Source organism: Promicromonospora sp. NPDC110617 (genome assembly GCF_055598465.1).
Map to the genome: position 1 here is coordinate 747693 of NZ_JBVKBM010000002.1, position 13697 is coordinate 761389.

At 74.1% G+C, this 13697-nt stretch carries 11 protein-coding genes, 1 other RNA gene and 1 pseudogene; 6 read left to right on the forward strand and 7 right to left on the reverse strand.

Annotation, left to right across the window (positions count from 1 at the left end; genetic code table 11):
- Nucleotides 1-399: RNase P RNA component class A (gene rnpB / locus ACZ7LE_RS14090), an RNA gene on the reverse strand.
- Nucleotides 400-470: 71 nt separating this feature from the next.
- Nucleotides 471-854, reverse strand: coding sequence for a tautomerase family protein (locus ACZ7LE_RS14095; RefSeq protein WP_470403878.1), 384 nt, complete (start codon nt 852-854; stop codon nt 471-473).
- A 289-nt stretch (nt 855-1143) separates the two neighbouring features.
- Here ACZ7LE_RS14095 and ACZ7LE_RS14100 point away from each other — a divergent pair, with 289 nt between their 5' ends.
- Both ACZ7LE_RS14100 and ACZ7LE_RS14105 read left to right on the forward strand, forming a co-directional pair.
- A complete protein-coding gene (locus ACZ7LE_RS14100) occupies nt 1144-1983 on the forward strand; it encodes a YaaA family protein (protein ID WP_470403879.1) in 840 nt (279 codons plus the stop codon).
- Nucleotides 1984-2163: 180 nt separating this feature from the next.
- Nucleotides 2164-3441 carry an MFS transporter gene (locus tag ACZ7LE_RS14105; RefSeq protein ID WP_470403880.1) on the forward strand — a complete coding sequence of 426 codons (1278 nt, stop codon included), beginning with the start codon at nt 2164-2166 and terminating at the stop codon, nt 3439-3441.
- Nucleotides 3442-3474: 33 nt separating this feature from the next.
- Here ACZ7LE_RS14105 and ACZ7LE_RS14110 read toward each other — a convergent pair whose 3' ends face one another.
- From ACZ7LE_RS14110 to ACZ7LE_RS14120, 3 genes are all read right to left on the reverse strand, one after another.
- Nucleotides 3475-4227, reverse strand: coding sequence for a histidine phosphatase family protein (locus ACZ7LE_RS14110; protein ID WP_470403881.1), 753 nt, complete (start codon nt 4225-4227; stop codon nt 3475-3477).
- Nucleotides 4228-4258: 31 nt separating this feature from the next.
- Nucleotides 4259-5014 (reverse strand): zinc ribbon domain-containing protein, encoded by a 756-nt coding sequence (locus tag ACZ7LE_RS14115; protein WP_470403882.1) that lies wholly within the window; start codon nt 5012-5014, stop codon nt 4259-4261.
- 83 nt (nt 5015-5097) lie between these two features.
- The gene (locus ACZ7LE_RS14120; RefSeq protein WP_470403883.1) at nt 5098-6003 is read right to left on the reverse strand and encodes a Nif3-like dinuclear metal center hexameric protein; all 906 of its coding nucleotides are present in this window, start codon (nt 6001-6003) and stop codon (nt 5098-5100) included.
- Between the two features lie 168 nt (nt 6004-6171).
- Between ACZ7LE_RS14120 and ACZ7LE_RS14125 the strand changes: the two genes are divergently transcribed.
- From ACZ7LE_RS14125 to mtnN, 3 genes and pseudogenes are all read left to right on the forward strand, one after another.
- Nucleotides 6172-7908: a SulP family inorganic anion transporter gene (locus ACZ7LE_RS14125; protein WP_470403884.1), complete on the forward strand. Its 1737-nt coding sequence runs from the start codon at nt 6172-6174 to the stop codon at nt 7906-7908.
- 42 nt (nt 7909-7950) lie between these two features.
- A pseudogene (locus ACZ7LE_RS14130) lies at nt 7951-8400 on the forward strand (S-ribosylhomocysteine lyase); the annotation flags it as partial.
- A gap of 173 nt (nt 8401-8573) precedes the next feature.
- Entirely contained in the window at nt 8574-9326 is a 753-nt protein-coding gene (gene mtnN, locus ACZ7LE_RS14135) for a 5'-methylthioadenosine/S-adenosylhomocysteine nucleosidase (RefSeq protein WP_470403885.1), read from the forward strand.
- On the opposite strand, the gene ACZ7LE_RS14140 is transcribed toward mtnN, so the two are convergent.
- On the reverse strand, nt 9295-10362 hold the full coding sequence (locus ACZ7LE_RS14140; protein ID WP_470403886.1) for a LysR family transcriptional regulator: 1068 nt from the start codon (nt 10360-10362) through the stop codon (nt 9295-9297). The two genes, mtnN and ACZ7LE_RS14140, sit on opposite strands and share 32 nt — an antisense overlap.
- Before the next feature lie 160 nt (nt 10363-10522).
- Here ACZ7LE_RS14140 and ACZ7LE_RS14145 point away from each other — a divergent pair, with 160 nt between their 5' ends.
- On the forward strand, nt 10523-11815 hold the full coding sequence (locus ACZ7LE_RS14145; RefSeq protein ID WP_470403887.1) for an aspartate aminotransferase family protein: 1293 nt from the start codon (nt 10523-10525) through the stop codon (nt 11813-11815).
- A 28-nt stretch (nt 11816-11843) separates the two neighbouring features.
- On the opposite strand, the gene ACZ7LE_RS14150 is transcribed toward ACZ7LE_RS14145, so the two are convergent.
- Nucleotides 11844-13643, reverse strand: a complete 1800-nt coding sequence (locus ACZ7LE_RS14150) for a bifunctional 3'-5' exonuclease/DNA polymerase (RefSeq protein WP_470403888.1) — start codon at nt 13641-13643, stop codon at nt 11844-11846.
- Nucleotides 13644-13697 lie beyond the last annotated feature (54 nt).

Genomic DNA, 13697 nt, shown 5'->3' on the forward strand with positions numbered 1-13697 from the left:
CGGACGAGCCGGTCTGTACGCCGGGTTCTGTTCCCGCGCGCGGTTACCCCCGCGCGGGCGACGGTCATCCATCTAGGCCCTGCGTTGCCGCAGGGCTCGAGCGGTCTACCCGACTGTGCTTCTCCGAGGAGAATCGGGCGAGCAGCCCTCGAACACCGTCTGTCTGACCTTGCTCCAGGTGGGGTTTACCTAGCCGCCGCCGTCACCGGCGGCGCTGGTGGTCTCTTACACCACCGTTTCACCCTTACCCCCGGTCCGAAGACCGAGGGCGGTCTGTTTTCTGTGGCACTGTCCCGCGGGTCACCCCGGGTGGCTGTTAACCACCACCTTGCCCTGTGGAGCCCGGACGTTCCTCGGCGGGCACCCGAGGGTGCCCGACGCGACCGCCCGACCGACTCGTCCGCAGGAGAAAGAGTACCGGTCCGCATGCAGTTCGCATGCAGACCGCTCAGAGACGTCCCGGAGCGCCGTCAGACCTCCACGCGATACCCCAGCGCCAGTTCGTCCCCCGACACCCCGCGGATCCCCCAGTTCTCGCGCGAGCTCTCCAGGATCACGACCTCCAGGTCGTCCGCTTCCAGCCCGAGGCGCGGCGCGACGTCGTCGTACAGGGCGGCGATCAGCGCGCGCTTGGCCTCGCGGCTGCGGCCGGTGAAGCAGACGATCTCCACGACCAGGTAGGCGTCCGAGCGCGGGGCGACCAGGTCGCCGTCGTCCAGGAGGAGGAAGCGGTGGAACCGCTTCTCCGGCGGGAGCTGCCAGGTGCGCACGAGGGCCTCGTGCAGCGCGTCGGAGACCTCCGCGCGCCGCTCGCACCACACCGACCGGTTCCCGTACACCTTGATCTGCGCCATGCGCGTCACCCTAAAGCGCCCCGGAACGCTGACGTGCCGGAGCAGTGTTGCTGTGTGTCGACAAGGTCTACCGCGAGCAACACAGTTCGGGGACCGACACTCTCCCCGAGGCCGCCGCCCGCCTCGTCACCGCCCGACCGTCGAGGTGAACGTAGGGTTCGTCGCCGTCTGAGCGTTCAGAAAGCGACCGACTCTACGTTCGCCAGCTGCGCGTTCCCGGGTCCCCGGCGGCGGTCAGCGTAACCCGTCTCATGGGTACACACCCTGGTCCGCGACCTACGCTAGGCGGGTGCTCCTGCTCCTGCCGCCCTCCGAGGGCAAGACGCCCGCGCCCGACGGCGCCGCTCCCCTCGACCTGACCGCCCTGGCCCACCCGGAGCTCACCGCTCGGCGCGAGCAGGTGCTCGCCGAGCTGGCGCAGGTCAGCGCGCGGCCCGACGCGACGACGGCGCTCGGGGTGAGCGACGGGCTCGCCGAGGAAGTGGCGCGCAACACCGCGCTCCACGCGGCGCCGGCGGCCCCCGCCGCCGAGGTCTACACGGGCGTCCTGTACGCGGCGGCCGGCCTCGCCGCGCTGCCCGACGCCGCCGCACGGCGCGCCCAGGCGAGCGTCCTCACCTTCTCGGGGCTGTGGGGCGTGGTCGCGCCGGGCGACCGCATCCCCGCCTACCGACTCGGCATGGGCGTCGGCCTGCCCGACGCCGGTCGGCTCGCCACCTTCTGGAAGCCCGCCCTGGCCGAGGTGCTCGACGCGCGGGCCGCGGGCGACGTCGTCGTGGACTGCCGGTCGGCGACGTACGTCGCGGCCTGGAGGCCGCGGACGACGCCCGCCGCCGACGGGACGCCGTCCGCGGAGTGGGTCGAGGTGCGTGTGCTGCGCGAGACGGACGGGAAGCGGACCGTGGTGTCGCACAACGCCAAGCACACGCGCGGCGTGCTGGCCGGGCACCTGCTGCGCCGCGAGCACGAGGCCCGGACCAGCGAGGACGTGCTCAAGGCCGCCCAAGAGCTGGTCGGTTCGGTCGTGCTCACCGAGATCGGCTCGGGCAAGGACCAGACACTCATCGAGGCCAATCTGCTGGACGGCAAGACGCGGGGCCCGCGGACGCTGGAGCTCGTCCTGGCGTAGGCCGGCGGCAGGGGGCTCCCCTACGAACTTCCCTTTGAGGCCCGGGTTTCTCGGCTTTCAAGCGGGTGAAAGCGGAGAAACCCGGGCCTCGAAGGGGAGGGGGCAGGTCGGACGGCGGGCGGATAACGGCTGGGACACAGCCCTGGCGCCAACGCCTACCGACCGGTTGGATGTGCGGTCATGAGGATCACCAGCCTGACCGGCGCCAGGATCGCAGTGGCCGCGGCGTTCTTCGCGCAGGGCTTCGTCTTCATCAGCCTCACCACGCGCCTCCCGCGGTTCCTGGAGCGGTGGGGGCTGGACGAGGTGGCGCTCTCGCTGCTGCTGCTCTTGATGGTGCTGCTCGCGGGGGTCGGTTCGCTGGTCGCCGAACGGGCCGCGCACCGGGTCGGCAGCGCGCCGATGCTCCGGCTCGGGCTCGGGCTGATGGTCGTCGCGGTCCCGGCGATCACCCTGGCGCCCGCGGTCGGTTTCTTCGTCGGCGGGGTCGCCGTCTACGGGATCGCGCTCGGCCTGGTCGACGCCACGTCCAACATGCAGGCCGTCGACCTGGAGCACCGGTACGGCCGACCGATCCTGCCGTCCTCCCACGGCTACTGGACCACGGGCGGCATCATCGCCGCCGCGATCGCCCTGGCCACGGGGCACCTCTCCCCCGCGGTCGGCGCGTTCGTCGCACTGGTCCCCGCGGCGATCGCGTTCGCGCGGTTCGTCCCGCGCGTCGCGGCGGGGGCGGACGGCGCCCACGGGGTCGGCGTCGCGCCCGGTCTCCCGACGGTCGCGGCCCACGGCACGCCCGCCCCGAGCGGAGCCCCGGCGTCCGACGCCGCCCCGATCCCATGGAAGCCCATCTGGCTCGTGGGCGCCGGGCTGGTCGTTTTCTACATGGTCGACACCACGGCCTCGACCTGGGGACCCGTCTACCTGGCGCGCTCCTTCGACGCGCCCGGCAACCTCGTGGCCCTGGCGACCTTCCCCTACCTCGTGACGTCGATCATCGTCCGGCTGGCCGGCGGGCAGCTCGTGACCCGCTTCGGCGTCGTGCCGCTGCTCCGGATCGGGTCGGTCGTCGGTTGCGGGGCGCTGACGCTGGTCGCGCTCGCGCCGACCTGGCAGGTCGCCGTGGCCGGGTTCACCGTGCTCGGCGCGGCCGTTGCCCTGGTGGCACCGCTCAGCTTCTCGGCTGCGGGCCGCATCGCCGCGGGGACTGCGGCGGACGGCGGCGCGGCGGACGACGGCGCGGACGGCCCGGCGCCCGAGCCCGACCGCGCCCGCACCGACGCCGTCATCGCGCGGTTCAACCAGTTCAACTACGTCGGCGCGCTGCTCGGAGCGGTGCTCACCGGCTTCGTGGGGGCCGACAACCTGCGGCTCGGGTTCGCCCTGCCCGCCGTCCTCGTGCTGGCGCTGGTGCCGCTCGCCCCAGCGTTCGCGCGGGGCGCGCTCAACCGGCGGTAACGCTCAACCGACGATAGCGCTCGACCAGCGGGCTCAGCCGTCGGTCGGCACCCCGACGGCGGTCACCTCGGTCGTGCCGTCCTCCCACAGGCGCAGCACCGACAGCGACGCGGGCGGGATCCGCAGCCGCGCCCAGTACGAGGCGGGCGCCCCCAGCGCCTGCCCGACGGCGGTACGGATCTGCCCCGCGTGCCCCACGACCACGACCGTGCGGTCCACCCCGCCGGCCAGCAGCTCGGTCAGGCCGTCCCAGACGCGGGCGCCGAGCTGCGCGTAGGACTCGCCGCCCGGCGGCACGAAGGTGCCGGTCGAGTGCCACTGCGCCAGCTCGCCCGGCCAGCCCTGCTCGATCTCCGCGGCGGTCTGCCCCTCCCACTGCCCGAACCGGCTCTCCGCGAACCGGTCGTCGGTGCTCACATGCAGCCCGAGGCGTCGTCCGACGGCGGACGCCGTCTCCTGGGTCCGTACCGTCGGGGACGCGACGAGCGCCGTCGGACGGGGCAGGTCCGGCCAGAGGCCGCCGCCGCGCATGCCGCCCGACGACGACGCGCCGGCCCGCGACGCCCGCCCGATGCGGAACACGGCGTCCGCCGCCTGGGCGGCCTGGAGCCTGCCGCGGGCGCTCAGCGACGGGCCGGGCGTGTCCGAGCCGGAGTAGACGCCGACCTCCGTCAGCGGGGTCACGCCGTGCCGCACGAGCACCACGGTGAGCGGGACGGCGTCGTCGAACCGCGTGGGGATGCCCGAGGGACGTACGTGCGTGTCGAGGCCGGGCGCCTCGCTCATGCTTGAATCATCCAGCAGCTCGTCCAGCAGCTCATCCGGCGGCAGCGCCGGTCGTCGAGGCGACGCGCACCAGGATGCGACCGCACTCCTCGCAGCGCACCACGGCGTCGGGCGCCGCGCTGCGGATCTTGTCCAGGTCGACCGGCGGCAGGTCCATGCGGCAGCCGTCGCAGCGGTTGCCGTTCAGCACCGCCGCGCCCGTGCCGCCGAGCTGCGCGCGGAGCTTCTCGTAGAGCGCCACCAGACCGGCGTCGAGGCCCTCGACCGCAGTCGCGCGGCTGGCCGCGAGCGCCGCGACCTGGGCGTCGACGTCGGCCCAGCCCGCGTCGCGCTCACCCTCGACCTTGGTCTTCTCGGTGACGAGCTCGTCGTTCGCAGCCTCGACCTTGGCCAGCGCGTCCTCGTGGGCGTCGAGGCGCTCCATGACGTCGAGCTCGACCTCCTCCAGCGCGGCCTGGCGGGCGGCGAGCGAGCGGAGCTCGTCGGTGAGCGCGACGGCGTCCTTGGCGCTCACGCTGCCGGTGTCCAGCCGCTGCTGGTCGCGCGCGGCGCGGTTGCGCACCTGCTCGACGTCGGTCTCCGCCTTGGTGAGCTCACGCTTGAGGTCGGCCACCCGGGTCCGCGACTCGACGAGTGAGGCGCGCAGGTCGGCGATGCGGCCGTCGAGCTCGGTCAGCTGCGTGAGCGCGGGAAGGCTCTTGCGCGTGTGGGCGAGCTGCTGAGCGCGGGTGTCGAGCGCCTGGACCTCCAGCAGCTTGCGCTGGTCTTCGGGTGGTGCAGTAGCCACGGGAGGCGTCCTCTCGGTCGTGATCTGGGGGTGGTCCAACGCTACCCCGCGCCTGAGGTCCCGGGCGCACCCGGACGGGGCGCTCAGCGGGACGGGATCTGGCCCGTCCAGGGGTCGGTGACCAGCTCGCTGACGCGGGCCTCGATTGCGAGGCCATCGGCCGCGAGCGCCGCAGCGAGGTCCTCGACGGCGTAGCGCAGCCAGGGCCACTCGCTCGCGTAGTGGGCGGTGTCCACGAGGAACGGGGTGCCTGCCGGTCCGGGGGCGCCGGCCGCGCGGGCCTCGAACTCGGCGCGTTCGCGCAGCTCGGAGGCCGGGTGGTGGCGCAGGTCGGAGGTGACGTAGACGTCGGCGGCGGCCGCGCGGACGGCGTCGAAGTAGCCGTCGCCGGACCCGCCGAGGACGGCGGCCGTGGTGACCGGGGCGTCCGGGTCGCCGGAGAAGCGGATGCCCTGCGCGGTGGCGGGCAGCGCGGCCGCGACGCGGCGCGCGAAGCCGGCGAGGGTGGTGGGTTCGGCGAGGCGGCCGACGCGGCCGATGCCGCGGCCCTCCCCCTCGGGGCCCGCGGCGCTCACTTCGAGCGGTCGCCGGTCGGTGATGCCGACCAGGTCGGCGAGGGCGTCGGCGACCCCGCGCGGCGCGGCGTCGGCGTTGGTGTGCGCCACGTGCAGCGCGCAGCCGCCGGTGAGCAGCCGGTGCACGACGGTCCCCTTGAAGGTGGTGGCGGCCACGGAGCTCACGCCGCGCAGGAACAGCGGGTGGTGGGTGACGAGCAGGTCGGCGCCCCAGTCCAGGGCCTGGTCGACGACGGCGGACACCGGGTCCACCGCGAACAGCACCTTGCGCACCGGGGCGGCGGGGTCGCCGGCCACGAGGCCGACGGCGTCCCAGCCCTCGGCCGTCGACGGCGGGTAGAGGCCGTCGAGCGCGGCGACCACCTGGGCCAGCGTGGGACGTGCGTCGGGGGCGGGGGCGTCGCTGCTGCTCACGCGATGCAGCGTAGTAGCCGCGGGATGACCGGTGCGCCCGTTACGCCGGAAACGCGCTCTGACCTGGGCGTTTATCGAGCCGCTCACCGAGCGGACGGGCCGTGATCTTGCTACGGTCCTTCACTTATGGGGGATACCGTCGAGCACCGCCTTGGCGGGCCACCGACCATGCGCGCCAGGCTGACCGCTGCCGTCCGCGAGCGCGTCGACATCCGCGATCTCATGCCGTCGCGCGCCGACTACGACCTGCGGCCGCGCACGCTGCGGTCCGACCTGCTGGCCGGCATCACGGTGGGCGTCGTCGCCCTGCCGCTCGCGCTCGCGTTCGGCGTCAGCTCCGGCGTCGGGCCGGCCGCCGGGCTCGTGACGGCGGTCGTGGCCGGCGTCGTCGCCGCCGTCTTCGGCGGGTCGAACCTCCAGGTCAGCGGACCCACCGGGGCCATGGCCGTGGTCCTGGCGCCGATCGTCGCGCAGCACGGCGTCGGCTCGGTCGCGCTGGTGACCCTCCTCGGCGGCGCGCTCGTGCTCGGGTGCGGGTTGCTCCGGCTGGGCCGCGTCGTCACCTACATCCCGTGGCCCGTCGTCGAGGGCTTCACGCTCGGCATCGCCGCGATCATCTTTCTGCAGCAGGTGCCGGCCGCCGTCGGCATCACCGCCGAGACCGGGCACAACACGCTGGTCACGGCGGTGCGGTCGGTCGGTTCGGCGCTCACGTCCGGGAGCGGGTCCGGCGGCACGGCCGACGGCGGGCCACCCACCTGGGTCTGGACGCTCGGGGTCGTGGGCGTGGTCGCCGCCGTCATGCTCCTGCTGCCACGCGTGGCCGGCTCCCTGCCGCCGTCGCTGGTCGCCGTGGCCCTGGTGACGCTGCTGGCGGGGATCTTCGACGCCCCCGTGCCGCGCATCGGCGAGCTGCCCAGCTCCCTGCCCGTCCCCGTGCTGCCCGACGCGACCCCGGACGCCGTCCGCGACCTCGTGGGTGCGGCCGTCGCCGTGGCGGCGCTGGCCGCGATCGAGTCGCTGCTGTCCGCCCGCGTGGCGGCCACGATGAGCGGCGCCCAGGGCCGGACGGCGACCTACCACCCCGACCGGGAACTCGTCGGGCAGGGGTTCGCGTCGCTGGCCAGCGGAGTGTTCGGCGGCATCCCCGCCACCGGCGCCATCGCGCGGACGGCGGTCAACGTACGTTCCGGGGCGCGCACCCGGCTGGCCGCCGTCGTGCACGCGCTGGTGATCCTCGCCGTCATCTACCTGGCCACCGGGCCCGTGGGGCACATCCCGCTGGCCGCGCTCGCCGGGGTGCTCATGGTCACCTCGTTCCGGATGATCGGCGCCTCGACCATCCGGTCGGTGCTCACCTCCACCTGGCCCGACGCGCTCACGTTCGTGGTCACCGCCGTGATCACCGTGGCCTTCGACCTCATCGACGCCGTCCAGATCGGCCTGCTCGTCGCCGCGTTCTTCGCGCTGAAGGCCGTGGCGGGCGCCGCGGCGGTGCACCGCGAGCCGCTGCCCGGCGTCGCGCACGAGGGCGACGAGCGCATCGCGCTGTTCCGGCTGGAGGGCGCCATGTTCTTCGGCGCGTCCGACCGGATACTGAGCGAGGTCACGGCGATCACGCACGGCGAGCCCCGCCTGCGCGAACCCGTCGACGTGGTGATCCTGTGGCTCTCCCACCTGCAGCTCGTGGACGCCACCGGGGCGCGAGCACTGACCGATCTGGTGCTGGAGCTGGAACAGCGGGACGTGACGGTACTGGTCAAGGGGATCCAGCCGCAGCACCGCAAGCTCCTGGAGGCGGTGGGCCTGACCCGGATGCTGGCGCACGAGAGCCACCTGTTCACGGATCTGCCCTCCGCGGTGGAGCACGCGAGGACACATGTACCGGCGCCGCTGACGGCATAGGCTCGGACCGTGACCGAGTCAGCATCCTCCCCAGCGCCCCGTATGAACGTCGAGTCCTTCAACCTCGACCACCGCGCCGTCGCCGCGCCCTACGTGCGCCTCGCGGACCGCAAGCAGCTCCCGCACGGCGACGTCATCGTCAAGTACGACGTGCGCTTCACCCAGCCCAACGTCGCGCACCTCGAGATGCCGACGGTGCACTCCCTGGAGCACCTGTTCGCGGAACACTCGCGCAACCACTCCGACGCCGTCCTGGACTTCTCGCCCATGGGCTGCCAGACCGGCTTCTACCTGATGCTGCAGGGCGAGCCCGAGTACGACGACGTGCTCGCCCTGATCGACGCGACCCTGCGCGACATCGTGGCGGCCACCGAGGTGCCGGCCGCGAACGAGGTGCAGTGCGGCTGGGGCGCGAACCACACGCTGACCGGCGCGCAGGAGGCGGCGTCCGCCTTCCTGTCGGCGCGCGGCGTGTGGTCGGAGGTCTACGCGCAGGGCGCGCCCGGCGAGGCCTCGGCCGCCGACGCCGCCGCCCGGGACGCCGCGGCCCGCGAGGCGGCGGCGCGCGACGCCGCGAACGGCGTGCTGCGCCCCGGGGCGCCGCTGCCCGGCACCCCGCTGCCGGGCTCGCCGGTGTCTCCGGAGCAGACCGGCGGGGCCAACAAGTGAGCGACGCGCCTGTCGCCACCCCCGCCGCTGCCGCCCCGGTCACCGTCGCCCCCGTCGCCATCGTGCTCGTCGCGATGGACGACGAGGCGGCGCCGTTCCTGTCCCTCGCGTCCGACGTCGGGGAGCCCGAGCGGGTCGGCCTCGCCGAGCAGCGCACGATCACGCTGGCCGGCCGGCCCGTCGTGCTGGTGCGCACCGGCATCGGCTTCGTCAACGCCACGGCCGCCGGCACGGGCGCGATCCTCCGGTACGGCGCGGGCGTGCCGCTGATCAGCGCGGGCAGCGCCGGCGGTCTCGCCAAGGACGTCGCCGTCGGCGACGTCGTGCTGGGCGCACGCCTCGTGAACGCGGACGCCGACGCGCGCGCCTTCGGTTACGTGCTCGGCCAGGTGCCGGGCATGCCGGAGGCGTACGACGCCGCCCCCGCGCTCGCCGACGCCGTGCGCCGGGCGGCGACCACGGTCGACGACCAGGTGCTGCGCGAGGGCAGCATCGGGTCCGGGGAGAAGTTCGTGACGACCGACCTGGCGCAGCAGCTCCGCGCCGACTTCCCCGACGTGCTCGCCGTCGACATGGAGTCGGCCGCGCTGGCCCAGCTCTGCCACAACTTCGGCGCGGACTTCGTGTCGGTGCGGGCGGTCTCCGACCTGTGCGCCCCGGACGGCACCGAGTTCCGTACCCACGTGGACGACGCCGCGCACCGCTCCGCCGAGGTGGTCACGGCCGCGATCGGGCTCCTGGGCGGCTGACGGCGTCGGTCTCGCGGGCACCTGTCCCGCGGGCGGCGGCGTCCGTCTCGCGGGCGGCGGCGTCGGTCTCGCGGGCGGCGGCGTCGGTCTCGCGGGCGGCGGCGTCGGTCTCGCAGGCGGCGGCCTGGAGCTGCGCCACCGCGTGCGCGATGAGTGCGGCCCGGCGACGGTCGTGGCGGGCGTGCACGACGATGCGCCGCGCGACCGCCGGCCGGACCACGGGCCGGGCGACGAGACCTGCGGGCAGGTCCGTGACCGCGAGGAGCGGCAGGACCGTCACTCCGACCCCGGCGAGCACCAGCCGGAGCGCCGCCCGGTGGTCGTCGAGCCGAGCGGCGAAGCGCGGCGTGAACCCGGCGGCGCTGCACGCGGTCAGGACGATCTGCCCGATCGGGCTGTCGTAGATGTCGTAGTCGATCCAGGGCTCGCCGGCGAGGTCCCGGAGGCTGACCGCGGGGCCGGACTCAGAGCCGGACTCAGGGCCGGAATCGGGGCCGCCGGCGAGCGGGTGGTCGGCCCGGAGCACGGCCACGAAGCCCTCCACGGTGAGCTCGTGCCGCCGGTATCCGTCGAGGTGCACCTCGGCACCGCCGGCAGGCTCGGTCCGGACGTCGAGGTCCGGCCGCCGTCGTCCGCGCCCGTCGACGGGCTCGTTCAGGCTGATCTCCACGGTGAGGTTCGGCTGGAGCTCACGGACGCCCCGCACGACGGCGGGCATCCACTGCTCGGCGGCCGACGCGAAGCAGGCGACGGCGAGGTGCTGCCCCTGGCCGCTGCGGAGGTCCGCCACGACACGTTCGAGCAGACCGAAGTCGGCCAGGAGCACCTGAGCCTGGTCCGCAAGGTGCCGCGCGTCGTCGGTGGCGACTATGCCACGCCCCCGCTTCTCGAACAGGACCAGCCCTGTCTCGCGCGCCAGGGCGGTCATGTGCTGGCTGATCGTCGCGGGTGAGTAGCTGAGGTTCCGGGCCGCCTGGTTGATGGAGCCGGCCGCGAGGACCGCCCGCAGGATCTCGAGCCGTCGGGGATTGAGCATGACGCGACTGTACGGGGGTGGCGAACGGTCGCGCGGCTTTGTTTGCTTGTCCTGATCCTTTCGCGCGATCGAAGATGGCTCCGGCTCGTGAGCAGGCCGGCTCACGAGATGGCCGGCTCACCGGACGGCCCCGGCTCACCGCGAAAGGACGGCGATCGAGATGACGTTCCAGGACGAGGCGGACCGCCTCCTGATCCGCTACGGCCCCAGCTTCAGCCCGCGACTGATCGAGCGCGCCGCCGGCTCGTACGTCTACGACACCGACGGCACGCCGATCCTCGACTTCACGTCGGGGCAGATGAGCTCGATCCTGGGGCACGCGCACCCGGACATCGTCGCGACGGTGTCGTCGTCGGTCGCCTCGCTGGACCACCTGTTCAGCGGCATGCTCAGCGCCCCGGTGCTGGGTCTGGCCGACCGGCTGACGGCGACGCTGCCCGCCGGCCTCGACAAGGCGATGCTGCTGAGCACGGGCGCGGAGTCCAACGAGGCCGCGATCAAGCTGGCCAAGCTGTACACCGGCCGCTACGAGATCGTCTCGTTCGACCGCTCGTGGCACGGCATGACGCAGGGCGCGGCGTCCGCGACCTTCTCGGCAGGGCGGCGCGGCTACGGCCCTCCGACGCCGGGAAACCTCGCCCTGCCCACCCCGAACGCCTACCGCTCGCCGTTCCGGTCGGCCGACGGGTCGTACGACTGGGAGGCCGAGCTCGCGTACGGCTTCGCCCTGGTGGACCAGCAGTCCGCCGGCAGCCTCGCCGCGTGCGTCGTCGAACCCATCCTGTCGTCCGGCGGGATCATCGACCTGCCGCCCGGGTACCTGCGCCGGCTCAAGGAGCTGTGCGAGGAGCGCGGGATGCTGCTCGTCCTGGACGAGGCGCAGACCGGCCTGGGCCGCACCGGGATGATGTACGCGTTCGAGCGCGACGGCGTCACGCCCGACATCCTGACCCTGTCGAAGACGCTCGGCGCGGGGCTGCCGGTGGCCGCCGTCATCACGAGCGCCGAGATCGAGCAGGTCTGCTACGACCGCGGGTTCCTCTTCTACACGACGCACGTCTCGGACCCGCTGGCGGCGGCCGTGGGGCTCACCGTGCTCGACGTCATCGAGCGCGAAGGCCTGGTCGAGCGGGCCGCTCGCCTGGGCGAAGAGCTCACCGGGCGGCTGCTCGCGCTGCGCGACGCCTACGACGTGGTCGGCGACGTCCGCGGCCGCGGACTGCTGCAGGGTGTCGAGCTGGTCCACGACAAGGTGACCAAGGCCGCCGCCGACGCGCTGGGCAGCGCCGTCACCTCGGCCTGCCTGGACCGCGGCCTGCACATGAACATCGTGCAGCTGCCGGGGATGGGCGGCATCTTCCGGATCGCGCCGCCGCTGACGATCAGCGAGGACGACCTCCACGGTGGCGTGGACATCCTGGAGGCGTCGCTGAAGGCGGTGCTGGACCGGTAGAGCTGGACCGGGAGCGGCGATCCGGCGGTCAGCCCTTGGCGTCCGCGTAGCTCTCGGTCACGGCGACGCTGAGCGGGAAGTCGACGGGAAAGTCGCCGAACAACAGCCGGCCGGCCTCGTCGGCGGCGTCCCGCACCTCCTGCGCGACGACGTCGGCGAGCGCCGCCGGGGCGTGCACCACGATCTCGTCGTGCAGGAAGAACACGAGGTGCGGCCGGCGGTCGAACGGCGTCGGGGCGAGGCCAGGGACGCCGCCGGACGTGTCCTCCCCGAGCGCCCAGAGCCGACGGCGGATGGACGCGATCCAGCACAGCGCCCACTCCGCCGCGGTGCCCTGCACCACGAAGTTCCGGGTGAACCGGCCCCAGGACCGGGTCTGGCTGCGGGCGCGGGACTGGGCGTCGGCGCCGGCGTCCTCGTCGAACGCGGAGCCCTGCACGGCGGCCCAGGACTCCCCCGGCAGCGGCGAGCTGCGGCCGAGCCGGGTGGTGACCACCTCGCCCCGCTCCCCCGCCCGGGCCGCACGCTCGACCAGGTCGATGGCCTGCGGGAACGCGCGAGCGAGCCGCGGCAGCACCTGGGCGCTGACACCCGTGGTGCCGCCGTACATGGCGCCGAGCATCCCGACCTTGGCGTGCTCACGGGAGTCGACGGCGCCGGTGGCGACGATCCCGGCGTACATGTCGGTGCTGGCCCCGTCCTTGGAGCGGCCGGCGGCGGCCATGCGTTCGTCGCGCGCGAGTGCGGCCAGCACGCGTGGTTCGAGCTGCGCGGCGTCGGCCACGACGAAGGTCCAGCCAGGGTCGGAGACCACCGCGCGGCGCACGTTGTGCGGGAGCTGGAGCGCGCCGCCGCCCGTGCTGGCCCAGCGGCCGGTGACGACGCCGCCCACGACGTACTCCATGCGGAACCGGCCGTCGGGCGCCCAGGTGTCGAGCCAGTTCCAGCCGTTCGCGGTGTAGAGGCGGTAGAGGCTCTTGTACTCCAGGAGCGGGGCGATCACGGGGTGGTCGAGCTTCTCCAGCTCCCACTTGCGCAGGCTGCGCGAGCCCACACCGGCGTACTCCATGGCGCGCAACAGGTCCTGATGGGAGTCGGGGTTGAGCGTGGGCGGGGCATCCAGCGCGGCTCTGATCTGCTGGGCCAGTGCTTCGAGCTTCGCGGGCCGCACTCCCGGCCGGGGCCGCGGGCCGAGCGCCTCGGTGAGGATCTCGTCGTGGATGTCGCCGCGCCACGGGAGGCCGGCGTGATGCATCTCGGCGGCGGCCAGGGCGCCCGCGGACTCCGCCGCGAGCAGGAGCCGGAGCCGTCCTGGGTCAGTGCTGTCCTTGATCGCGAGGAGCTGTGCGGCCAGCTCCGTCACAGGGTTGAGCCGGTCGGCAGGGTCGTCCTCTGCCGCGCCGGCCGGGGTGGCGGCGGGTCCGCTCTCGCCGAGGTCGAAGAGCGCCTCGGCGCCGGGGTGCCGGTCGGGCCGGAGCAGCGCGGCCGCCGTCGGACCGCCCGGAGGCGGGATGGGGGTGAGCCGGTCCCAGGCCGTGGGCCCGGCCTCGGCGAGCGCCGTGTGCGCCGACAGGGCCGAGGCACGGAGCACCGTATGCGCGAGCCGGAGGTCGTGCGCGCGGTCGACCCGGACCCCCTCGGCGAGGAGGGCGGGGTACCAGCCGTTGGTGTCGTCCCAGGTCCAGCGGACGTGAGCCGCCTCGTCGGCAGCCACCTCCCGGGCCAGGGCGGACGTCTCGACGACCCGCGGCTCTCCCTCGGGCACGCCCGTGTCGGACACCGGCCGCAGGCCGATGCCGGAGCCGTCCCGCGAGACCACCGTGTGCATGGGCCCAGTCTGCCGTGCGCCACTGACACTCGGCCGACGCGGAGATCAAGCCTG